Raw genomic sequence first — 22,455 nt, 5'->3', positions numbered from 1 at the left:
TGGTCTGTTCTGTCATGGCTGTTACGAATTAAGTCTGCAAACTTTAAAACGTACAACAGCCGCTGGCAGAACAGATTTTTTGTGTTAAACCGCGTGTACTATCACGCAACTTGAGTTAATTACCAGGACTATGGCGACGGTCAGCCTGTTATACTTATACATGGTTGGCCGCTGAGCCACAAAATGTGGGAGAACCAGGTACAGGCCATTGTAGATGCCGGCTTCAGGTGCATTGCCTACGATCGCCGGGGTTTCGGCGACTCTGACCGGCCCTGGTTAAATTATGATTATACTTCGCTGACCCAGGACCTGCGCGCCCTGATAGAGCAGCTTGACCTGCACCATTGCGTGCTGGTTGGTTTCTCGATGGGTGGCGGCGAAGTGGTGCGTTACCTGGGCATGTTTGGCAACGACCGCGTGGACAAGGCGGTGCTTGTCAGCTCCATCATCCCGATCGTTAAGAAAAAAGACGATAACCCGGACGGTGTGCCCGAAGAAAAGCTAAACGAGATTATGGAGGCACTAAAAACCAAGCGTGTTACTTTTTTGGCCGAGTTCAGCAAGCAATTCTATAACTACAGCGACCACAAGGATAAGGTAAGCGAAGAGCTGCTGGAGTATGACTGGGCCATTGCGTCAGCTGCCTCGCCACGAGCCACGATCGAAACTGCTAAAGCCTGGGCCAATACTGACTTCAGGCAGGAGCTACGAAACGTAACGGTACCAACGCTTATCATTCACGGAGACGATGACCAGATCGTGCCCATCGAAACAAGTAGCGACCATTCTTCTAAAGAAATAAGGAACAACAAGTACATTAAAATAAAGGATGCTCCGCATGGCTTATTCCTGACGCACAAGGAAGAGCTAAATACAGCGCTGATAAATTTTTTAAGGCAGTAAAAGGCTGAAAAATTAGCCGTAAAACAGAACAGCCGTTGCGGATTACGTGACGGCTGTTCTGTTTTATAGGAAAGCTTACTGTACACTTATTTTATTCTACACTCAGGCGCTGTAAAATGGCTTTGCAGGGAATGTCGGATGTTACTTCTACAAAATGGGGGGTGTGCAATGGTACAGAGAAGAAATCACCAGCTTGGAGCGGGTGCATTTGTTCTCCCGACTTAAAATTGCAGGTACCTTCAAGAATCAGGAAACGTTCGTATTCGTCGTGGTGCATTTCAGGTTCAGTCATTTCCCTGATCCAGATAATAGCTGTTGTCGCCGTTGGTGTATAGCCTATAATGCGGGCATAGATTCCTTCTGCATCGTCGGGAAGCATAGCATCCGGGTGATGCAGCCATTTTTCGTAATCACTGACACAGGATGCAGGTGTGAGAACCGGCGGAGATTCGGGCAGTTCGCCATGCTTCATCCGCTCCAGGTAATCGATGGTAGCCATTACTAGGGTTTTAACAGTGGCGCGTGGCTTTACAGCATGTGTTTGGGCGTAATGTTCCATAGCCAGGCTTATCTGTTCGATTTCCTGCTTAACCTCCGGGTGGGCAGCGGCCATTTTCTCTACTGCAAGCACATCTTCCGGACTGGCAGCGCCCATCACATACAGTTCCAGTATGCCGGACGCTATAAATTCTGTAACAGGGTTCATGCTGATTTTTCTGCCTTTAGTTGGATGAATGCGCTTCTCAATACTGCTTTTAACTCCGCTACTTTCATATTCAGTTCGCCTGCAGCTTCGGCACAGGTTCGGCCTTTTAAATAGAGTAATTCTAAAACTAATCTCTCGGTTGGAGCCAGCGAACATAAGTCCTGCTTTTTTACCTGCCCGTTATGCAAAGGTAAAGCTTTATTTTCCAGTATGTTAGTTTCTGAGGGCTTATTTGCGGGATTTACGGCTGAGTTAAAGCGTCCTGTCTTTATAGCTTCCAAGGCAATTCCGCGGGCAATGGCCAGTCCCCATGTCAGCAGGCGGCCCTTAGAGGAATCGTACACCCCAATGCGCGACCAGATAGCGACAAATGTCTCATGCAATACTTGTTCCGCTACCTCTACATCAGGTACAATCCGGCTTATTACACCCATCATCACAGGGGCATATGCATCGTACAGTTTACCGAGCATCTCTTGCCTGCCCTCCCTTAGAGCCGCAACCAGACTTTGCTCCGTCTCTCCCTGAAAATCTATTCCTGACATACTTAATTATGAACCGGTTAATGCAAGTGTCACTTTAAGCGATTAAGCGGCATTTTGTTCAACAAAAGGATAAGCGCTACTCCCAGCCACAGGCCGGAAATTGGACACATTGCTATACGTAATTTGCGGATGATGTTTACAGTACCATAGGCACTTATACTAATAGATACCCCAAAAGTATAGATCAAACTATGTTAAAACCTATGTTATGAAGGCAGCAGACACTCTTTTTATACTTTATGCACGCCTGTAATAAGGCTATAGAATAGTATTGTATTATAAGTATAAATGAGAAAAAGGTTTATGGCTTCCCTGTTGGTCATTTTACTCTGTTAAAGTAATACAGGAAAAGGCAGGCTCTGGCTCAGCGCTGAAGACAAAAGTATAGACGAGAAGAGTCAATGAAAAAGGAGTTTCAAACAGTGGCAATAGTTAGCTCTAAATATGAAGTTATTAACTCAAGTTGATAATGTTGAAATGCTGTGAATGTATAAACCCACCCGTAGCACCTCCCAAGCAATAGGGCCGTTTAATTCTCATTTTTCTGTCATCCTGAAAGTGGAACATCCCGGACTTGCTTCGGGAGATCTTGGTTGCTGGGAGGATAGCTTAACCACCCTTCTACCAAGTTTCCCCGAAATAAGTCCGGGATCAATGACTTTACAGAATGACAAATGTTTTTATTCAACTTATATCAGAATGAAACGACCATACTCCTTAGAGGGGTTAGTTGCCTATATCAGCCAACAAATTGCTTTTGTATCACGCAATTGAGTTAGTTATAACTAAAGACACGATAATCTTTAAAATTTTAAATCCTCGCCTGGTAAGTATAAAGCTGATAATACCTTCCCTGCTTTTCCAGTAGTTCATCGTGGCGTCCTTGCTCGACTATATGCCCTTGTTCTATTACCAGTATCTGATCAGCCTGGCGGATGGTACTGAGGCGGTGGGCGATTACGAAAGTGGTGCGGCCCTGCATCAGGTTCTTCAGACTGGCCTGTATCAGGCTCTCGCTCTCCGTATCCAAGTTAGAAGTAGCTTCGTCAAGTATAAGTATGCGAGGGTCGGCTAGTATAGCCCGGGCAATGGCTATGCGCTGCCGCTGCCCACCCGAAAGCTTCACGCCCCTCTCCCCGATCAGCGTGTCCAGTCCGTCCGGAAAACGATCTGTAAACTCCTGCACGTGTGCTGCCTGCACGGCCTGCATTAGTTGTTCTTCTGTGGCATTTGGACGAGGAAAAAGTATATTCTGGCGTATGGTGCCTTCAAACAGAAAGTCGTCCTGCAGTACAACGCCTAGCTGGCTACGGTAGCTCTGCAGCGTTACGTTGTTTAAATCGTGGCCGTCAATGGTAATAGTGCCGCTGTCGGGGTTCAGGAACGAAGCCGCTAAACCTGCAATGGTTGTTTTACCCGAACCGGATGTACCAACCAGGGCTGTAACAGAACCAGCAGGTGCTTTAAAGCTGATCTCTTTAACTACATCCTTCCCGGTCTCATACGCAAACGACACGTTGTCGAAAACGATGTCTCCGTGGATGGTGTCAAGCTGTAATGATCTGTGGCCGGCCTCACTTTCGAGGGGCGTGTTCAGAATCTCTTCGGTACGGTCAAGGCCGGCAAAGGCTTCTGTAAACTGGCTGCCGATGTTGCTCATCTGAAGTATAGGTGCGATCATGAAACCAAGGTATAGCGTAAAAGCCAGGAAATCGCCGAAGGTAAGTTCGCCTTTCATGATCAGGTAGCCGCCTATGCCCATAATGCCCGCCGATGCCAGACCAAGCAGTAAGGTAGCCGCACTTGTTACCATGCTTGTGGTAGTTAGGCTTTGCTTTACATTCAGGAAAAGTCGGGTAACACCATTCTCAAAAACTTTTATCTCCTGCTCCTCGGCATTAAATCCTTTTATCACGCGTACACCGCCCAGCGTTTCAGTCAGGCGGCCAGTAACTTCTGCATTTATCACACCGCGCTCCCTGAAAATAGGGCGTATCTTTCCGAAAGCTTTCAATGAGATCAACCCAAAAATAGCTACCGGGATCAGGGCAAAACCTGTCATTAAGGGACTAATGTACATAAGCAAAACCAGGCAAATAAGTGCAGTTAATATACCACCTATCATCTGGGCAAAACCGGTACCTACCAGGTTTCTTACCCCTTCTACATCCGTCATAATACGCGACACCAGTTCCCCTGTTTTAGTGTTGTCGAAAAAGCGGATGGGCAATTGGATGATGTGCCGTTGCACCTTTGCCCGGAGCTGCGAAATTAGGTGCTGCGCCTCTACGCTCAGTATCTGCGTTAGCGCGAATGAGGTAACAGATTGTATCACGATAGCCGCCACAACTGCTCCGATCAGCCATTTAAGCATCGTACTGTCTCCGTTCGGGATCACATCGTCTATCAGGAACTTACTTGCTCCCGGCAATACTAATCCAGCCAGGCGACTAATGATGATCAGCACCAACCCGACAGTCAGGTACTTCTTACGCGGCCAGATAATGGTTCTGAAAACCTGTGCTACGGTTACGTTCTTTAGTTTCTTTGATTTTGGCATTTCTGTTTTTGTTTCAGTCCGAAATTAAGGCTAATTAAATTAACTATCATTTATCTGCTGCAGATAAGCATGCCATGCCAACAAATACCTATACTTCGGCCGACCACAGCACATCCCACATCGGTATAACACCGTTAATCAATAACAGACCAAAGTATAAATAAATGATAACTAAAGATGTAAGGAATTGGCTGGGTGCATTAACTTTCTTAATAAGCCTTTGCTTGTCAGGTTGCCAGAGCGGTAATGCACCTGCCAGCTCTCCGATAGAAACAAACAGAAGCCTGGCGCCCCAGCGGGTAGATATAAGAGGAAGTATACTTTCGAGCCAGTACAGCGATGGGCAGGTAATACTGGAGGTAGAAAGGCTGTCGCCGTCGCCGGACTCCCGCTACGACCGCGCCTATGTGCTTGTGCTGCCAACTGCCCAGATGGTGGATTCGGAAGGGCTTTCTGTAAGTATAAGCGAATTGAGGCCGGGGCAAAACGTAGCCATTTTACTAAGAGCAGGCGGCCAGGGTAACAGAACCGGCATAGGCGTTGCACGAAAGTTATGGATTGAGGATAGATTTTAACTTATTCATAAGAATAATCCCGGCAAAGAGCTTTCGGATACAGCTACTTGAAAGAGCAGTAAAAAGCGTAGTAGACAAACCTGCAGAAGATTAAAGGTTAATTGCCCATTTCGATATCAAACAGCTTTTGCCCGTTAGCACCTAAATGGGTTTTTATCAGCCTCTCGTATACTTTGTAACCGTCATCTACATTGGTAAAGATCAGCAAGCCGTCTCCGGATTCTGGAAGTATAAACACCAGCGCCTGAACGCCTTTATCAGCTCCTCCATGGGATAATGCATACTCCCCGTTTCCGAGGTCGTATACTTCCCAGCCTAGGCCAAAGTACTTATCTTCTTTAGTTTTTACCTGCTGGCTCGTCATCTCCCGGAAAACCTCTTCCGAAAGACCTTCGCCCTGCATTACAGAGACCAGGAATCTGCCGTAATCTTCTACAGTTGTCAGCAGATCGTCGGCACCGTTAGCACTTTTATTCTTGTAGGTTTCGTACAACTTTCCTTCTGCGTTATGCCACTTCGCAAAACGCGATTCATTCATTTTCTCATCCCAGAAAAACCGTGTATCCGTCATCTGCAGTGGCTCGAACAGCAGGGTGGCAGCCAGTTTATCCAGCGTTGTCTTAAACTTCTTTTCCAATGCTTTTCTCAGGTATTCGATTCCTTCGCCGGAGTATTGGTACTTTGTGCCAGGGTCAAATTCAAAGGCCAGGCCAGAATCGCTGCGCCAGTTAGGAAAACCGCTTTGCTGACTTAGAACATGCCGGGTGGTAAGCTTTTTATGCCGCGGGTCTTTTTTCAGGTCAGGGTCTGTCCAGTATTTGTGCAGGGGTTCGTCTAGGCTCCATTTGCCCATGCTTACCAGCTTAAGTGCTACCATGGCCGTGACCGGTTTCGCTAAAGAGGCTGCATTAAAAATGGTATTGTAAGGTGCCGGTTCGCCTTTACTCAGTTCACCGTATACTTTAACCTGCTTCAATTTTCCTTCCCGGATAATGCCCAAGCCAAGTGCGGGTACATTTAATTCGCGGATCCATTGCTCCATGGCAGCATCCGCCAGGTTGTTTTGCTCGGCTGGTATGTCTTTGGTAAGATGATCGTAGCTTAGTGCGCGTTTAAGTTTCCAGGTACCATTCTCCAATAGCCATAAATGCGTAAACCTTGCAACGCTTGTAAAGTACTCCGGCTTGTTTTTTTCGATGGCGAAAAAACGGTGCTTACCTGTTTGGATGGCTCCATATACTTTGCCGTTTTGCTTTAGCGGGAAAACCTGCAGGCTACCTTCTACCAACTCCCTTCGAGGTTTATAGTCCAGGTTGCAAATACCGTTTCGTATACTCTCTATAAACGCTGCTCTGGTTTTGGTGATACCTGATATGTCGTGGTAAAATTCAAAGTCACTGGTTAACAGGTTTTCGAACTGGCTTACATCACACGTATTAAAACTAATATCAAATATAAGACTGTCTTTAGCTTGCAGGGTTTTGAAGAGTTCTGAACCATCATCAACCTGGGCTTTTGCGTTAGTTGTGAAGAAAAAAACAGAAGTGAAAAATAAAAAGAACCTTACCGGTTTAAACAGATCAGTCATTGGCATGATGTGTAGATTTTTATTATTAAAAACGTACCCACGCTGCATTGTGCAGCCTCCCTTTTCCGCCAGCACACTGCAAGCTACCATCTTAGCCCGGCAAAACCAAACACAGCCACGAATACCTAAGTGCTGTTTATCAGCAACTTGTGTTTTAGTGTAGTCTCAGAAGTATGAACTGTTATGTTAAGACAGCTTCAAAAGCTTTCATTTATAATTTTGGTATGCATTGCATTTGACACGGTCAATTCAAGTTTCAGCCAGATTACGCTCTATAAAGTAACTGTAGTTAAAGTATAAAAGAAACAGCCGCTGCGTTTAGGCAGCGGCTGTTTCTTTTATACTAGTTCGTTACTAAAAACCACCTAATTCCCGGGTGCCTCTGTCGGAGTTGTGAGAGGTGTCTCCCCTGCCGCTGCTGCTTCGGCCGCCGTACGTGCTGTTACCGAAAGCGCCGCCACGGTGGCCACTAGAATAGCCCGTACCGCCACCATAGTTTCTGCCACCATAAGAGCTGCCAAGGCTACTGCCGTAGTTATCAGAGGAGTTGCGTATGCCATAATTTGGTATGCCCCTGTCTGAATGTATAGAAGAATCTCCCATACTGCTGCCAAAGCCAGAGTCTCTATTACCATGATAAGACTACTCATTTCCACTCATGCCTTGGCTGCTGCTTAAAGTATTGTAACGGTCAGAGGTTCCTCCAAAATCAGAGATGCCATAACCTTGGCGCATGTTGCCGCGTTGTTGCTGGCCTCTGTCTCTGTTCTGCATGCTTCGATAGCTTCTGTAATCATCCTGGTAATTACTGAACCTATCGCGGTCGCGGCTCATACTTTCAGGGTAACTTCTGTTCTGGCTCCAGTCGTTTTGCTGGTAGCCGGAGTTAGCTCTGAAATCATCCCTTTCTCTTCTGCGTTGTTCATACATACCATCCATGTCGCCTTCGTGGTATGTGCGATCTGGATTATAGCGGTGGCGATCGTCATTATGATGGGATCTTTCACTGCGATAGTCCCGCTCAAACTCATTGGTAATGTTTCTGGCGCTGTGATAGTGCTCATCATTGTTGTAGCCTTCGTAGCCGCCGTATTCTCTTCCGTAATTGTCGTTTTCGTAGCGATCTCTGTTTCGTCTGTCCATAGTTATACTTTAGGTTAGTTAAAAATTACTCCCTTTTATAAACGACACTTAAGCGTTGCGGTTTAAGTTAAGCCGATTACCCTGTTCTGCACCGGAACTACTAAACAACTACTTTTATACTTTGGTCTTTACCAGAAATTACCATGCTAAATTGCTGCGTTCTGCCAGAACTTTATGTTGTAGATATCAAGTAAAACAGAAATTTTACTTAAAGATAGGTTGGGTATAGCATCCCTAAGTATAAAAGTATAAGCCAGGCAAACAGGTATGGTTTATACTTCTGTTTCCCGCACCCGTGCTGCCAACACTTTAAAAATTATATAGAGCGCCGCAAACACCGCCATCAAGATCAGGGTCCAGAACTTTTTCCGGTTCATTTCCTGCCAGTAATCACGCTCGGCTTCTGTTTGCTTTAGCTGCTCTTTTACAGATCCATGGGCCTGGCGCTCCTTGTTAAGTTCCATGCGGATAGCATCCAGCCGAACAGTGTCTTCCACGTATACAGTCTGGGTAACAATAGCAGGCTGGCATTCGGGGCATTTGGTGTAGGCTGGAAACGGTAAAGATGCGGGAATTCTTTCGATCATTGGCACCAAATGAAGCCTGCCCGGCACAAACTGCACGGTTGGTCTGATGGCTGGCGGATAAAACGTTGGAGGGAAATGCCTGACGGCATACAAACTCCCATAGTCGCGGGTGTAACCCAAATTCCTGTCAATGTAATCCGCCAGCTTGTCCGTGTTTTTATCAAAGAATTTCTCTGCCTGACGTTGTGTGGCGCAGGAGCAAAGAAATAGCATTAATAGTAAAGTATATCTCATTGTGCAGTATACTTATCGGTTCTTGTGGCCCGTCCCGGCTCAGACTCTCCTACTTTTCCATTGTACGTACCAGGCTCTGTTGAAGGCAGTTCAGCTAAAACACATTATAGCTTGTTGCAGTAAAAGATGTTCTAACGTTTACGCGGCTGTTTGGATACCAGCCGCAGCATTTAATTACTTTAGTGCATGGCAATAAAACCACTTAAAAACAGACCTTCAGAGTTCTCCGGTTATGTAACAGTACGTGGAGCACGTGAGCACAACCTTAAAAACATAGACCTGTCTATTCCACGCGATGCCCTGGTCGTGTTTACTGGGGTGTCGGGATCAGGCAAGTCGTCGCTGGCCTTTGGTACGCTTTACGCAGAGGCGCAGCGCCGTTACCTGGAGTCTGTGTCGCCGTATGCCCGAAGGCTTTTCCACCAGATGGCAGTACCAGAAGTAGACGCCATTGAGGGGCTTCCACCGGCCGTTGCACTGCAGCAACAGCGCGGAACACCAACCACACGTTCGTCTGTAGGCAGTGTTTCCACGCTTTCAAACCTCGTGCGTATGTTGTACTCACGTGCCGGCGACTATCCTCCGGGCCAACCTATTATATATGCCGAAGCATTTTCTCCTAACACTGCAGAAGGAGCCTGCCCTCAATGTCATGGCCTGGGTCGTATTTATGAAGTTACCGAAAGATCGATGGTGCCCGATGACTCTCTTACCATTCGGGAAAGAGCAATAGCCGCCTGGCCCACGGCCTGGGGCGGACAAAACCAGCGCGACATACTGGTAACGCTGGGCTACGATGTAGATAAACCCTGGCGTGAACTCTCCCAAAAAGACCGCGACTGGATACTGTTTACTGACGAACAGCCCAGAGTACCTGTCTATCCTGGCTATACACCTGAGCAAACCAAACGTGCCCTTAAACGAAAGGAAGAACCGAATTATATGGGAACCTTCAGCAGCGCCAGGCGACACGTATTTCATACGTTTGCCAACACGAACAGCCCTCTCATGAAAAAGCGGGTAATGCAGTTCATGCTCAGCACCGACTGCCCCAATTGCCAGGGCAAGCGACTGCGCCCTGAATCACTGGCCGTAAAGTTTGCCGGCTATGATATTACAGAACTTTCCAGGCTGCCCCTAAAAACAGTGGCCACCATACTAAAACCATTTGCAGACGGGACAGCCACCGGTCACGAAAAACAGGAGGCAGAACATCCGGAACAAACCATTGTAGCGCAACGCATCGCAGAAGATCTGGTAGCCCGCATACAAGTGCTGCTCGACCTGGGACTAGGTTATCTTTCGCTGGAGCGGAGTACGCCAACATTATCGCCGGGTGAGCTGCAGCGCCTACGACTTGCCACACAACTCTACTCCCATCTATTTGGTGTGGTGTACGTGCTCGACGAGCCATCTGCAGGCCTGCACCCATCAGATACGCTTGCCCTGTTATCGGCGCTGGAAGGCTTAAAAAAGGCTGGCAATTCGTTGTTTATCGTAGAGCATAATCTGGATGTTATCCGGCATGCCGACTGGCTGGTAGATGTGGGTCCGGAAGCCGGAGAGAAAGGCGGCCAAATACTTTACAGTGGTCCCCCGGAAGGACTGCAGAAAGTAAAGGCCTCTCAAACGGCATCGTACCTGTTTGGTCAGACTGAAACTCCTGTGCGGAAACGCCGCAGGCCAGCCGGATGGCTCAGGCTTAGCGGGGTATCACGCAACAACCTGCATGACATAGAAGCTACTTTCCCGCTGGGTGTTTTCACTACCGTTACCGGCGTATCAGGATCGGGAAAGTCCAGTTTGGTGAGCCAGGTGCTGGTAGAACTTGTAGCCGAACACCTGGGCCACGTTATCACTATTGAGGAAGAGGAAGGAGCAGAACTGGAACGAGCAGCGCCCTTGCACACGGCAGGACATATACGCGAAGGCATGGAAAGTATAAAACGGCTGGTGCGCGTAGACCAGAAACCAATTGGCCGTACGCCACGCTCCAACATGGCTACCTATACAGGGTTGTTTGACCATGTGCGCAAACTGTTTGCTGACACGCCAATGGCAAAGGCACGCCGGTATGATGCCGGACGATTCTCATTTAACGTTGCCAAAGGCCGCTGTGAAAACTGCCTGGGCGAAGGGTTTGTAATGGTGGAGCTGCTCTTTCTGCCTAGTGTATACGCTCCCTGCCCTGTTTGCCACGGTGCGCGCTACAACGCAAAAACCCTGGAAGTAACGTACCGTGACAAGAACATTGCTGACGTGCTAAGTATGACCGTAGATGCCGCCTGGAAGTTTTTTGACGAAGAGCCACAAGTATACCGGGCGCTTACTGTTTTACGGGAAGTTGGCCTGGGATACTTGCGCCTCGGCCAGCCGGCTACGGAGCTTTCAGGAGGCGAAGCACAGCGTATTAAACTGGCCACAGAACTGCAAAAGGCACAGCGTGGCAACACACTTTACATACTCGACGAGCCAACCACCGGCCTTCACCCCGCTGACGTTGAAAAACTACTGGCACAGCTCGATAAACTGGTGGAAGCCGGCAACACTGTGATTGTTGTTGAGCATACCATGCGCGTCGTGGCTGGCAGCGACTGGGTAATAGACATAGGTCCGGGGGCAGGCGAGGAAGGCGGAAAGATAGTTGTAGCGGGCACTCCGGAAGAAGTGGCAAAATCTGATAAAAGTAAAACGGCCCCTTTTTTACAGCAGCTGCTTCATAAAAAGTAATACCTTAACAAAAGTCCAACTATGCCCTCAGCCATCTACTTGCCATTCTTTACACGAATTTAAACTCATTATATTGCAGCAGATTACCGACACCCAAAAGATTCATCATTCTTGAGATATTTTTTCCATATAGCCTACGATGGCAGTAATTACAGAGGCTGGCAGCGCCACCCTTATGCCATAAATGTACAACAGGTTATTGAAGATGCTCTGCAACGCATCCTTAAAAAACCGGTAAACATTGTAGGATGCGGCAGGACAGATGCCGGTGTACATGCCAGTCAATTCTTCTTTCATCTGGATATGGCGGAACCGTGGGAGTTTGACCTGCTTTTCCGGCTAAACAAAGTGTTACCACCAGACATAGCCGTTTTCGATATTATCCCGATGGAAGGATTACCACATGCCAGGTTCGACGCCATACAAAGGAGCTACGATTATTTTATCCATACTTACAAAGACCCTTTCCTGAGTAACGTGAGCTCCCTGTACTTGCTTGACAACCTTAACCTCGATAATATGAAGGTGGCTACTGCCCTGCTCCCTCATTACCACGACTACAGAGCACTGTGCATTACCCCGGCAGACCATACAAGTACCATCTGTAACATCACGTCAGCCGACTGGTTTATCAATGCCAATGGCAGCAGGCTACGATTTCGGATATCTGCCAACAGGTACCTGAGCAGGATGATCAGGATCATTGTTGGTAAACTGCTCCGGATTGGAACCGGTAAACTAAGTATAGATGAGTTTGAAAGTTACCTGGCAGGAACAAGTCTACCCAGGCATCTTACACCTGCCCACCCGCAGGGCCTTTACCTCTCTAAAGTCACATACCCCTACCTTGACATTAACCCACGCAGTTCGTTTGCTACAGCTCTGTACAATCACACCGAGGCCGGCTGGCAACCTTTTTAGAAAACAACGCTGCTGGCACAAGCTATACTTCAGACATTTAGGCATAACCGGCTTTTAGTGAATCCATAACATGCATCGATTAGTCTTACTACTACCTTGCTATACTTTGAGTGTTTATGATTTCTATACTTCCTTGCACGTTTGTATAAAGTGTGCGTATACACCTTAGCCATAAACTTATGGCTGCGTGTATTTACATTTTACTAATTGGATGTAAAATGGAGGCATCAAAAGAGATCATGTATAACCTGAACAGTGTTCTGATTGTAACTATTCTGTTTGGCCTGATCCTGATAGCTAATGAGTTGGGTTACAGGTTCGGACACCACTACCAGAGTAAAACAGATTCAGATGTAAAATCTCATACCAACACCATACAGGCAGGTACACTCGGCTTACTTGCCCTTATACTAGGCTTTACCTTTAATATGGCGCTGCAACGCTATAATAACCGTAGCCAGGCCGTTATACATGAGGCAAATGCAATAGGCACTGCATTATTAAGAACACAGTTACTACCCGAACCTTACGACACTATTGCACACCAGCAACTGCAGCATTATATAAACCTGCGCCTGGAAGTAAGCAATACAGACTATGCCATGGTAACCGACCAGCAGCGCCTGGATAATGCCACAAAAAGTAAACAACATGAAATATGGGTAACTGCAATTCAGGCTGCACGGGTTGATCCGAGGGCTGTAACAACTGGCTACTTTATCAGTGCGCTGAATAATATGATTGATGCCCACGGCGAATACAATGCGCTGCTGCAATTGCATGTACCCGAAGTGATCCTGATGCTGTTGTTTGTGGTGTTCATTATGTCTGGAGCTTTAATAGGCTATGCCAGCGGACTGGGCAAAAAAAGGACAACTACACCTGCTATGATGATGACCTTTCTGATATGCCTTGTGGTATTCATTGTTATAGATCTCGACAGGCCAAAGCGCGGAATCATTAAAGTTAACCAAAACAGTATGCTGCTACTGAAAAACGATTAGCAGGTATTTCTAATGCTCTCCCGGTAATGCTAAAGTACAATCCTTAAAATACTGGCTCCAAAATTATGTCATATGCTGATAGTCTCTTAAAAGTATAACAAAGATTCTGCCCTGAACATATGCACGCTTTTGATGTTGGAGTTATCAGTAAAATAATTGCTATTGACTAAATGATAGGTGGGGGTTGAACTATTTTTACAGGCATACTTTATAAAAGTTTTTTCTGCACATGGTATCTGCCAGTCTTTTATATTAAATCCAGATTTTTAAAGTATTGGTAAGGCCACCTGCACAAATGAGTAAAAACATGACAAAAATTGCTTCCCTTCCACCGGAACTACTCCACGTATTTGAAGCCTTACCTGAACTTTACCTGATTCTGTCACCTGACCAGGTTATACTTGCAGCCAGCGACATCTATTTAAAGATTACACACAAAGAGCGCAAAAGCCTGTTAGGGCAATACTTATTCGATGTATTTCCAGATAAACCCGCTACAGAAAACGGCAAAAGTATAGATCTGCGTTACTCCCTTAACTGGGTTCTGGAAAACAAAAAGCAACATCAGATAGATCTGCACCGCTACGATATCCTGAATGAAACAGGTGGCTTTGAGGAGAAATACTGGCAGACAATCAATACACCTGTACTAAATAATGAAGGTACAATCGAATACATCATACATAAGGTTATCGACATTACGGACCAGGAGCTTTCTAAAAAGCAAGTGGAAAAGTACGAGCAGCAGCTAAGGAAGGTACTTGGGAAACAGAACCAGACAGAAACAGAACTGAACTACGCACGCGCTGAAGCCGATCTGGAGCGAAAGAAGCTGCACAATATTTTTATGCAGGCACCGGCTATGATCTGCATTTTTGAAGGTCCTCAACATAAATTCAAGCTGGTTAACCCACTCTACCAGACTTTGGTTGGCAATCGCCCTATAGTAGGCATGCCTATTGCCGAAGCCATGCCAGAGCTAGCCGGTCAGCCTATATTTGACCTTCTTGATCAGGTTTACCGCACCGGCGAAAGCTTTTATGCCCACGAGATGAAAGTGCAGCTCGACCACGAAAACACCGGTGGCCTGGGCCATAATTTCTACAACTTTACGTATCAGGCTATCCGCGACATTGAGGATAACATAGAAGGTATAATGGTATTTGCCTACGAGGTAACCCAGCAGGTAGAGGCGCGCCGAAAAGTAGAGCAAAGGGAACATGACCTGAAAGAACTAAACCTGCAGCTTAAAAATACGAATGCGGAGTTGCAGCAGACCCAGTTCAAACTCAAAGACTTAAACCAGGAGCTCGAACAAAGGGTAATAGAAAGGACAAAAGCACTACAGCAATCCCAGGGCGAAACCGAGGCACAGCGTAATCGCCTGCACCAGCTGTTTATGGAGGCTCCCGCTCCTATTTGTATTCTGTCAGGCGCAGATTTTGTTTACGAATTGGTTAACCCGGCCTATGCCCAACTGTTTCCTGGCCGTGACCTTTTAGGAAAACCAATCCTAGTAGCCTTGCCAGAGATCAAAGATAATCGGGTGTATAAGACGTTCCGGGAAGTATATAACACGGGCAAAACCCACGAAGAACAGGAACTCCTGATCCCGTTAATCCACCCGAAAACCGGATTATTAGAAGAAAGATACTTCAGGTATATACAGCAGGCCCACTTTGATGAGCATGGCAATGTGGATGGTGTAGTAGTGTTTGCCCTGGAAATTACTGAGCAGGTAGAGGCCCGTAAGGCCGTAGAAGCAAGTGCAAAACAACTAAGACTTGTTACCGACTCTTTACCTGTACTTATCGGATATCTGGATAAAGAAGAAAAATACCGTTTTGCGAATAAGGCCTACGAAACCTGGTTCCCTTTAAAGTCAGAAGAGTTGCTAGGTCGGCCGGTGCGCGAAGTTGTGGGAGAAAAGGCATACCAAACGGTTAAAGGTTATATTGATCGTGCACTATCTGGTGAGCGGCTTAACTATGAAACAAAGATGCCTTACCGCGAGGATTTTGTTAAATACATCCGAACCAGCTATGTACCTGATATGAGGGATGGAGTTGTAGAGGGTTTCTTTACATTGGTAACGGATGTAACCGAACAAACGGAGGCCCGCCTGTTGGTTGAAGAGAGAGAAAAGGAGGCCCTGACGCTGACCAGAAAATTAGCTGCCACAAATGAGGAACTAACAGCTACAAATAAACAGCTCATACGCACTAAAATAGATCTCGATAACTTTATCTATACCGCCTCACACGACCTTAAAGCCCCGATCTACAACATTGAGGGTTTAGTAAACATCCTGCTAGAGTCAATAACCGAAGAAACGCTGGCAACGCGGGAAATGGTGCGCGTTAAAAGTATGATCGAAGATTCTATTGCCAGGTTTAAGCGCACTATTGAGCACCTTACGGAAATCATTAAACTACAAAAGGAAAATAACCATGAAATAGTAGTGGTTGACCTCCTGGAAGTGATCAATGATGTACGGCTGGACCTGTCACCGCAGTTGGAGGCTGCCGGGGCAAAATTAACAATCGACGTAGATAAATGCCCTGCCATTCGTTTTTCTCAAAAAAACCTGCGCTCTGTTGTATATAACCTCCTTTCTAATGCCATTAAGTATAGCTCACCAGTGCGCAAGCCAGACATTAAGCTTAACTGCTACCCCGACGGGGCATATGTTGTGCTGGAAGTAGTTGATAATGGTCTGGGAATGAATAAGGCAGGCAGGCAAAAACTCTTTGCAATGTTCAGCCGCCTGCACGACCATGTGGAAGGCTCAGGTATCGGCTTGTATATGGTTAAACGGATCGTGGAAAACGCCGATGGCCGCATTGAAGTAGAAAGTGAACCAAGTGTTGGCTCTACTTTTAGAGTGTACTTTAAAAGCTAACTTATACTTTATTAAACTTTCGCCTGGTGCTAAACAGGTACATCTCCCCTGACTGATGTTTTCTATTAGCTGTGGCTTCTGTATACTTCGTCCTTTACATCTATAAAACAGGTTACTAATTTAGCGTAAGTTACTTATAGTTCATAAAGTAGACCCGTGCCCTGAAATCAGTTCTCTTTTATACTTTTACTCTGTAGTGTAAACCTTTCCTCTTCCTTCCCAGCCAGATCACTAAGCCTGCAGTTACCGTTCAAGAATCCCGATCTGCCCCCTGAATCCATAAATTTTTTCAAAAATAAGACTCCTGTGCAATCCGGTTCATACTGCTGGTTCGTAGGTCTTGCTTCACTGTGGGTATTCTGTTTAAACCTGCAGAAGTTAAACCGTTAATGAATTTCAGAATTATGGAAAAACCAACACAGAAAAAAGAGAAGCTGGATACTCGGGAAGGATCCGGTTTATATGCTCCGCAGCGGCGCATGTTTCTGCGCTATGCAGGTGCCACCGCTTTGGCTACTACCCTGCTGCTCACTACATCCTGCGACGATGATGATGACGGGATGACAGACCCTGAAGCCGTAGACCTTGGCTCGGGAGATACAGGTATTCTGAATTATGCCTATGCACTGGAGCAACTGGAAGCTGCCTTTTATACCGAAGTGGTAGCCCGCTCCTTAAGTGTTTTCAGCCAGACAGAACAGCAGATCATGCAGGACCTGAAAGGCCACGAAAGCATCCACAGAGACTTTCTGAAAGCAGCACTCGGCAGCGCTGCCATTCCTGATCTGGAAGTAAACTTCTCGTCTATCAACTTTAATGACAAGAGCAGTATACTTACTACCGCCCGCACTTTTGAAGACCTGGGTGTTGCAGCTTACAACGGCGCCGGCCAGTACCTTGAGAATGCCGGTTTCCTTACGCTTGCTGGTAAAATTGTTTCGGTAGAGGCAAGACATGCTGCTGTAATCCGTGACCTGATAACAAACGGCACTTTCTCTGATTCGGCAAATAACCAGGGCCTTGATCCGGCTATGATGCCGGCAGATGTACTACAGGCTGCATCCCCTTTTATTGTAACCAAAATATCTGCAAACAATTTACCTAAGTAAGGAGACCATCATCATGAACATATTTAAGATAATAGAGGACATCGAAAAATTTGATCCGGAGGTGTACGGCCGACTGGACTCAAGAAGAAAAGTATTTAAGAACATGGGCAGCATAGGTAAAAAAACTGCCCTTGCGGCAATACCGTTTGCACTTGGCTCGGTTTTTCAGAAAGCCTATGGGCAAAGCAGCAATATGGTGCTGGATGTGCTTAACTTCGCGCTTAAACTGGAGTATCTGGAGCGTAATTTTTATACGCAGGGCCTTGCCGCATCAGGGCTTATAACTGATAGTGCTGCCAGAGCAGCCATACAGAAAATACAGGAACATGAGGCGCAGCACGTAAACCTTTTACGAACCACGATAACAAGCCTGAACGGCACACCGATCAGCGAGCCAACCTTTAATTTTGGCAAGAACTTCCCAGACTGGAACACGAGTTATCAGACCTTCCTGACGTTGGCACAGGCATTTGAGGATACTGGTGTGAGAGCCTACAAGGGCCAGGCAGCCAACCTGATAAATAACGACACGGTGCTTACGGTTGCACTGCAAATACACTCAGTTGAGGCACGCCACGCTGCACATGTAAGGCGAATGCGTGGTGTTAAAGGCTGGATAGAAGGAGCAGGTGCTAACAGCAATGTACCTGCAGGAGCGCAACCCGTTTACGCCGGTGAAGACAACGTAATGCAAGGAGGCATTAACGATGTTAAAACTGTAGGCGCCGGTTACTCAGCAGCCATTGCAACTGCCGCCTTTGATGAGCCGCTAACTAAAGAACAGGTGGCGCAGATCGTGTCGCTGTTCGAATAAGTTACATCAGGTAAAATTTTTAAAGAAACTATCTGGTAATTATAAGAAGAGCTGTTCTCAGCTCTTCTTATAAATAAATTAAAATACCATTTTGCCCGCCGCACAAATACTGTAGATTCAGAATAGCCGTTACCCTTAGGCATTTAAAAGTGTCTAGGCTATACATCAGTAAAACTGTTTTTATAAAACCTTTTATTGGGTTAGAAGTTAATTAACAATATTCTGGAATATTAATTAATTTTGATGAACCCTATCCAAGGGTTAGTTATTAAACAGTAGAACCTCCTTGTCAGATAACACGGTACAAAAAATTAGCGAAGAAGACCTGGTAGCCCGTTTGCGCACCAGAGATAATGCGGCAGTATCGTTGCTGTACGATATGTACAGTGCAACGCTGTATGGCGTTATTCTGCAAATTGTAAAAACTGAGGAGATTGCTGAGGATGTGCTGCAGGAGGCCTTCGTAAAAATATGGCGCTCTTTTGACAGCTATGATGCACAGAAAGGTAGACTATTTACATGGATGATCAATATTTGCAGGAATCTTGCCATTGATAAGATACGCTCCAAAGAATTCCGGATGAAAGTATCTACAGATTCCATAACACCTGCAAATCAAGCCGAGTTTACCAGCAATACCTTCAACCCCGATCATATCGGTGTGCGGGAGGTAGTCGAAAAACTAAGTCCTGATCAGCAAAAAATAATCAACTTGATGTACTTTGAAGGGCTAACGCAAAGTGAGATCTCTGAAGAATACAACATTCCATTGGGTACAGTAAAAACCAGGGCGCGCAGCGCGGTTAAAATGTTATCAAAATTATTTAAAGGAAGTGTCTAACGAAGAATACTTGGCATCCGGAGTGCTTGAGCTTTATGCAGCAGGCGGCCTAACGCAGACAGAGCGTATGGAGGTGGAACAGCGTGCCGCAGCATCACCTGAGATACGTGCAGCTTTAGATGAGGCTTGCGCTGCGATGGAGTCTTATGCTGCTTTGCATGCTGTTACTCCGAGACCTTCGCTTAAGAACAGGATTCTTTCACAGATAGAATCTGAAACACCAACGGAACAAACGTTTACATCAGAAAAGGGTAACAATGTAGTTCCGTTTTCTGCGCCTCATACAGAAGAGGCTTCGCCTTACAAATGGATGTTTGCTGCCAGCATTGTTCTGTTTCTTATATCTGGTATGCTCAGCTATAACTTTTACACAAAATGGCAGCAGGCCGAAGAACGTCTGGCCGCTGTTTCGGCCTCTGAGCAGTTAATGGCACAGAACGTACAGAATACTTCGCTCAGAACACAGCAACTACAAGAAGCTATCTCTATCTTACGTGACCCGTCTTACCAGCCAGTAACGCTGGAGGGTGTGGCGGCACACCCTGGTGCAAACATGATTGTGTACTGGAACTCTCAGAAACAAGAAGTATACATTGATGAAATTAAGCTACCGGTAGCACCTGCAGGCATGCAGTATCAATTGTGGGCGCTGGATGACGGAAACCCTGTAGATGCAGGCATGATTCCACTTGAAGCAGAAAAAACTGCCGGGTTACTGAAAATGAAACCTATTAAATCTGCTCAGGCATTTGCCGTTACCCTGGAGCCTGCCGGCGGAAGCGTTAATCCTACGCTGGAGCAATTGATGGTAATGGGTAAAGTAAAGGCTTAAACTTAGAATTAACTCACCTGTTTTACCGGCTCCCTAGCCAACAGGACAGCCACGCTTACAATAAGTAATAGCATGGCTATACTTTTACCTCTTCTGATGAACAGACTTTTACCACAGGAAAGCACAGCTGCCCTGCTTCGTACTATACAAAATTTCGCTTTTAGAACAGAATACGAACCAGAAAAGCACAGGCTTATACTTTATGATGAGGCAGGCAATGAGCAACTATACTTTCGGCTACCGATCACATTTACCTACCCGGCTAATTGCTCTGCGATTGACCAGGAAAATATAAATTATGTGATTCTGCTGATACAATCCGGTAACTGCGCCATAGGGTATTTTGAGAATGGAGTTAATCTGGACCATAAGGTATTTCGCTCCTACATGGTGCGGAAAAAGCAAGGAAAAAGCCAGATAAAATACCTTAAAACAAAAGGCAAGTCCAGGGCCGGGTCGAGGGTAAGGCTGGGTGAGACAGTAGAGTTCTTCGAAAATATTAACGAAAGACTGCAGTCATACTTTGGGGAGCATAAAATAAATCGCATCGCCATCAGCTGTTCCAAAACACTTATCCCCTACCTGTACAACTCTAAAGTAGCAACCCCTTTTACCAAAAATGACCCCCGTCTATTCAAAATACCAAAGCACATCCATACTCCTATTTATGAAGTGCTACTGGATGCAAACCGCTTTCTGCTGCGCGGGGAACTGATCTATGACGAAAAGCAACAGGAACTGGCAGAAAGTTTATTGGCTGTCGCTGAAATTACAGCCTCTGAAATAGATAACCAAGAGGACCTCACTGATGAGGGTTACGACTCATGGGAATAGGCTGAGCCTATGTTACTATGATACTTAGGTTCCAATACCACGCCAGCCCGATACTATAAACTTAAAAGTGACAAAAAAGGCACAGGCATTTAGCCTGCGCCGGTCAGTGAACGATAGATTTCACAGATACAAACAACTTAGTTTACACCGTCGTCTTTGATCCTGGTTTTAATTTGTTCCGCCATCTGAGGAGTTACAGTAACGCCATGCACTTCGTGAGCATCTTTGGCAGCTTGTTGTAGCACTTCCTGCTCAGTTCTGGCCTTTACATCGCCGTTGCAGTCAAAACCAACGTCACGGCATTTTAAGGTTTTCATAGGTCAGTTAAGTTTATCGATTAATAAATGATTTCCGTATGTACACGTCCTACATCACGTGCTTTTGCTGTTACCAATCGCCTTCAACTACAAGTTCTTACAGTTCGTAGCGAAGAGCAATACCTTTGGGTACATCGAGTTCACATACAATAAAATGCGCAAAACTGCCGGAGGCGCAACTAGGTAATTCTATCTCATCTATAGGGTTGCCTTTGTAGAATCCTTTATGCAGCAGCAACTGAACTGTTGGGTCGTAGCAGAGGTTTTTTTGCAAATTTTCACGCGTTTCGGCCACGGCAAAGCAAACCCAGAAGTTAGGATGATGAAATTCTGATTGTAGGATTAACGCATATTTCATAGTGAACCAAGTATAAAAGTTGAAGAATTTATACTTGTACGTAATAATTATATAATTGTATTATATCAACCTGAATTTATATATTATTTTTTTAACATTTATAAGAATACCTGAAATAAACAGGTGATGAACTGAATCAGCTAATATTACTACTTGCTACGTAAGGTTGGTTTTATATGGAAAGTGCCGACTAAACTATAGTAGTTAAAAACTAGCCATTGTGCTTAATCAAAAGAGCCATAACGGATCTCTCAGTTATGGCTCTTTTGATTGGTTTATAACAGGTTGTGGTCGTAATTAAATACTTAATTGTACCTCAATTCTTTAAAGTCATAAATGCAGGTGCTTGCTGCTCGTAACTTTGCATGATGTAGTAACTCAGGGAGTATAGTTCCGATTTCCTGGAACACCGGCTCTGTTTCCTCTGCCCATGGCCGCATCAACACTCCAGATACCAGATCCTCTGGCAGCCATGTATAGAAACAAAAAACAGTAAAGCACGGCAAGTTCGCCCCCGTTAAGGATGGGCCATAAGGCTTCAGACGCATGTGCTTTGAAGTATGCCACTGCCATTTCGCCACTCGCAATAAAAGCAGCCCAACTGGTAAGCAGCCCGAATGCAATCATTAGCCCTCCAACAAGCTCGATGATACCAGCCAAACCCATTAGAGAAGCCAGTTCTCCAGTATCGCCGCCACCTGGCCAGCCAAACAGCTTTTGTGTACCGTGCATAGCAAACAAGAAACCCGCTACAATTCGAAGTATGGCATATAATTGCGGATTATACTTTCCCAGAAATCTATCCATTTCAATATAATTTAAAGCTACCTCATGTGATTTTCAAACAACTGATTTACAAATATTTACATAAACAGATAAACGTATAAAGGATTTACAAAGTTGAAAGTGGGTGGTTTGCTACAGATAAGGTTTGGCTCGAACCTGAATGCAC

Annotated in this window: 21 protein-coding genes; 11 read left to right on the top strand and 10 right to left on the bottom strand. The window is 45.8% G+C overall.

Going from position 1 to position 22,455, the window contains the following annotated elements:
* Positions 1-150: 150 nt before the first annotated feature.
* On the top strand, positions 151-903 hold the full coding sequence (locus K0O23_RS19080) for an alpha/beta fold hydrolase (protein ID WP_317195715.1): 753 nt from the start codon (positions 151-153) through the stop codon (positions 901-903).
* Positions 904-994: 91 nt separating this feature from the next.
* On the opposite strand, the gene K0O23_RS19075 is transcribed toward K0O23_RS19080, so the two are convergent.
* The 3 genes from K0O23_RS19075 to K0O23_RS19065 form a co-directional block, all read right to left on the bottom strand.
* A complete protein-coding gene (locus K0O23_RS19075; protein ID WP_219879051.1) occupies positions 995-1,609 on the bottom strand; it encodes a cupin domain-containing protein in 615 nt (204 codons plus the stop codon).
* Entirely contained in the window at positions 1,606-2,154 is a 549-nt protein-coding gene (locus tag K0O23_RS19070) for an RNA polymerase sigma factor (protein ID WP_219879050.1), read from the bottom strand. Before K0O23_RS19070 ends, K0O23_RS19075 begins: the two co-directional genes overlap by 4 nt.
* A gap of 811 nt (positions 2,155-2,965) precedes the next feature.
* Positions 2,966-4,714: an ABC transporter ATP-binding protein gene (locus K0O23_RS19065; protein WP_219879049.1), complete on the bottom strand. Its 1,749-nt coding sequence runs from the start codon at positions 4,712-4,714 to the stop codon at positions 2,966-2,968.
* 164 nt (positions 4,715-4,878) lie between these two features.
* Between K0O23_RS19065 and K0O23_RS19060 the strand changes: the two genes are divergently transcribed.
* Positions 4,879-5,289: a hypothetical protein gene (locus tag K0O23_RS19060; RefSeq protein WP_219879048.1), complete on the top strand. Its 411-nt coding sequence runs from the start codon at positions 4,879-4,881 to the stop codon at positions 5,287-5,289.
* Between the two features lie 97 nt (positions 5,290-5,386).
* Here K0O23_RS19060 and K0O23_RS19055 read toward each other — a convergent pair whose 3' ends face one another.
* The 4 genes from K0O23_RS19055 to K0O23_RS19040 all read right to left on the bottom strand — a co-directional run bounded on the left by K0O23_RS19055 (position 5,387) and on the right by K0O23_RS19040 (position 8,820).
* Positions 5,387-6,883 carry a serine hydrolase gene (locus tag K0O23_RS19055; RefSeq protein WP_219879047.1) on the bottom strand — a complete coding sequence of 499 codons (1,497 nt, stop codon included), beginning with the start codon at positions 6,881-6,883 and terminating at the stop codon, positions 5,387-5,389.
* A 348-nt stretch (positions 6,884-7,231) separates the two neighbouring features.
* A complete protein-coding gene (locus K0O23_RS19050; protein ID WP_219879046.1) occupies positions 7,232-7,480 on the bottom strand; it encodes a hypothetical protein in 249 nt (82 codons plus the stop codon).
* Between the two features lie 39 nt (positions 7,481-7,519).
* Complete coding sequence (locus K0O23_RS19045) at positions 7,520-8,020, bottom strand: hypothetical protein (protein WP_219879045.1); 501 nt, start codon at positions 8,018-8,020, stop codon at positions 7,520-7,522.
* A 272-nt stretch (positions 8,021-8,292) separates the two neighbouring features.
* Positions 8,293-8,820 (bottom strand): hypothetical protein, encoded by a 528-nt coding sequence (locus K0O23_RS19040; RefSeq protein WP_219879044.1) that lies wholly within the window; start codon positions 8,818-8,820, stop codon positions 8,293-8,295.
* Positions 8,821-9,027: 207 nt separating this feature from the next.
* Here K0O23_RS19040 and uvrA point away from each other — a divergent pair, with 207 nt between their 5' ends.
* The 9 genes from uvrA (at position 9,028) to K0O23_RS18995 (ending at position 20,828) form a co-directional block, all read left to right on the top strand.
* A complete protein-coding gene (uvrA, locus tag K0O23_RS19035; protein WP_219879043.1) occupies positions 9,028-11,571 on the top strand; it encodes an excinuclease ABC subunit UvrA in 2,544 nt (847 codons plus the stop codon).
* Between the two features lie 111 nt (positions 11,572-11,682).
* A complete protein-coding gene (locus K0O23_RS19030) occupies positions 11,683-12,492 on the top strand; it encodes a tRNA pseudouridine synthase A (protein ID WP_219879042.1) in 810 nt (269 codons plus the stop codon).
* Between the two features lie 218 nt (positions 12,493-12,710).
* Positions 12,711-13,496 carry a bestrophin-like domain gene (locus K0O23_RS19025; protein ID WP_246597222.1) on the top strand — a complete coding sequence of 262 codons (786 nt, stop codon included), beginning with the start codon at positions 12,711-12,713 and terminating at the stop codon, positions 13,494-13,496.
* 307 nt (positions 13,497-13,803) lie between these two features.
* A complete protein-coding gene (locus K0O23_RS19020; RefSeq protein ID WP_219879041.1) occupies positions 13,804-16,398 on the top strand; it encodes a PAS domain-containing protein in 2,595 nt (864 codons plus the stop codon).
* Positions 16,399-16,787: 389 nt separating this feature from the next.
* Positions 16,788-17,507 carry a ferritin-like domain-containing protein gene (locus K0O23_RS19015; protein WP_246597221.1) on the top strand — a complete coding sequence of 240 codons (720 nt, stop codon included), beginning with the start codon at positions 16,788-16,790 and terminating at the stop codon, positions 17,505-17,507.
* A 13-nt stretch (positions 17,508-17,520) separates the two neighbouring features.
* Positions 17,521-18,321: a ferritin-like domain-containing protein gene (locus K0O23_RS19010; RefSeq protein ID WP_219879040.1), complete on the top strand. Its 801-nt coding sequence runs from the start codon at positions 17,521-17,523 to the stop codon at positions 18,319-18,321.
* A 286-nt stretch (positions 18,322-18,607) separates the two neighbouring features.
* Positions 18,608-19,162, top strand: a complete 555-nt coding sequence (locus K0O23_RS19005) for an RNA polymerase sigma factor (protein WP_246597220.1) — start codon at positions 18,608-18,610, stop codon at positions 19,160-19,162.
* Entirely contained in the window at positions 19,155-19,994 is an 840-nt protein-coding gene (locus tag K0O23_RS19000) for an anti-sigma factor (protein ID WP_219879039.1), read from the top strand. The genes K0O23_RS19005 and K0O23_RS19000 overlap by 8 nt, the downstream gene beginning before the upstream one ends.
* Positions 19,995-20,090: 96 nt before the next feature.
* Positions 20,091-20,828 (top strand): hypothetical protein, encoded by a 738-nt coding sequence (locus K0O23_RS18995; RefSeq protein WP_219879038.1) that lies wholly within the window; start codon positions 20,091-20,093, stop codon positions 20,826-20,828.
* 137 nt (positions 20,829-20,965) lie between these two features.
* Here the strand turns inward: K0O23_RS18995 and K0O23_RS18990 are convergent, their stop codons facing one another.
* The 3 genes from K0O23_RS18990 to K0O23_RS18980 form a co-directional block, all read right to left on the bottom strand.
* Entirely contained in the window at positions 20,966-21,145 is a 180-nt protein-coding gene (locus tag K0O23_RS18990) for a DUF1059 domain-containing protein (protein WP_219879037.1), read from the bottom strand.
* Between the two features lie 97 nt (positions 21,146-21,242).
* Positions 21,243-21,503 carry a hypothetical protein gene (locus K0O23_RS18985; RefSeq protein WP_219879036.1) on the bottom strand — a complete coding sequence of 87 codons (261 nt, stop codon included), beginning with the start codon at positions 21,501-21,503 and terminating at the stop codon, positions 21,243-21,245.
* 378 nt (positions 21,504-21,881) lie between these two features.
* Positions 21,882-22,310, bottom strand: coding sequence for a DoxX family protein (locus K0O23_RS18980; protein WP_219879035.1), 429 nt, complete (start codon positions 22,308-22,310; stop codon positions 21,882-21,884).
* Positions 22,311-22,455: the final 145 nt, after the last annotated feature.

Origin of the sequence: Pontibacter aydingkolensis, from assembly GCF_019443125.1 — a bacterium.
GTDB classification, from domain to species: domain Bacteria; phylum Bacteroidota; class Bacteroidia; order Cytophagales; family Hymenobacteraceae; genus Pontibacter; species Pontibacter aydingkolensis.
This window is presented reverse-complemented; position numbering and strand designations above follow the sequence as displayed.

Bases quoted from the DNA above. Each gene is read 5' to 3' on its own strand.
- K0O23_RS19040 (WP_219879044.1), bottom strand. From the start codon at position 8,820: ATGCTATTTCTTTGCTCCTGCGCCACACAACGTCAGGCAGAGAAATTC.
- K0O23_RS18995 (WP_219879038.1), top strand. From the start codon at position 20,091: ATGAACAGACTTTTACCACAGGAAAGCACAGCTGCCCTGCTTCGTACT.
- uvrA (WP_219879043.1), top strand. From the start codon at position 9,028: ATGGCAATAAAACCACTTAAAAACAGACCTTCAGAGTTCTCCGGTTAT.
- K0O23_RS19015 (WP_246597221.1), top strand. From the start codon at position 16,788: ATGAATTTCAGAATTATGGAAAAACCAACACAGAAAAAAGAGAAGCTG.
- K0O23_RS19025 (WP_246597222.1), top strand. From the start codon at position 12,711: ATGGAGGCATCAAAAGAGATCATGTATAACCTGAACAGTGTTCTGATT.
- K0O23_RS19070 (WP_219879050.1), bottom strand. From the start codon at position 2,154: ATGTCAGGAATAGATTTTCAGGGAGAGACGGAGCAAAGTCTGGTTGCG.
- K0O23_RS19020 (WP_219879041.1), top strand. From the start codon at position 13,804: ATGACAAAAATTGCTTCCCTTCCACCGGAACTACTCCACGTATTTGAA.
- K0O23_RS18990 (WP_219879037.1), bottom strand. From the start codon at position 21,145: ATGAAAACCTTAAAATGCCGTGACGTTGGTTTTGACTGCAACGGCGAT.
- K0O23_RS19065 (WP_219879049.1), bottom strand. From the start codon at position 4,714: ATGCCAAAATCAAAGAAACTAAAGAACGTAACCGTAGCACAGGTTTTC.
- K0O23_RS19050 (WP_219879046.1), bottom strand. From the start codon at position 7,480: ATGGGAGATTCTTCTATACATTCAGACAGGGGCATACCAAATTATGGC.
- K0O23_RS18980 (WP_219879035.1), bottom strand. From the start codon at position 22,310: ATGGATAGATTTCTGGGAAAGTATAATCCGCAATTATATGCCATACTT.
- K0O23_RS19010 (WP_219879040.1), top strand. From the start codon at position 17,521: ATGAACATATTTAAGATAATAGAGGACATCGAAAAATTTGATCCGGAG.
- K0O23_RS19075 (WP_219879051.1), bottom strand. From the start codon at position 1,609: ATGAACCCTGTTACAGAATTTATAGCGTCCGGCATACTGGAACTGTAT.
- K0O23_RS19060 (WP_219879048.1), top strand. From the start codon at position 4,879: ATGATAACTAAAGATGTAAGGAATTGGCTGGGTGCATTAACTTTCTTA.
- K0O23_RS19045 (WP_219879045.1), bottom strand. From the start codon at position 8,020: ATGGACAGACGAAACAGAGATCGCTACGAAAACGACAATTACGGAAGA.
- K0O23_RS19055 (WP_219879047.1), bottom strand. From the start codon at position 6,883: ATGCCAATGACTGATCTGTTTAAACCGGTAAGGTTCTTTTTATTTTTC.
- K0O23_RS18985 (WP_219879036.1), bottom strand. From the start codon at position 21,503: ATGAAATATGCGTTAATCCTACAATCAGAATTTCATCATCCTAACTTC.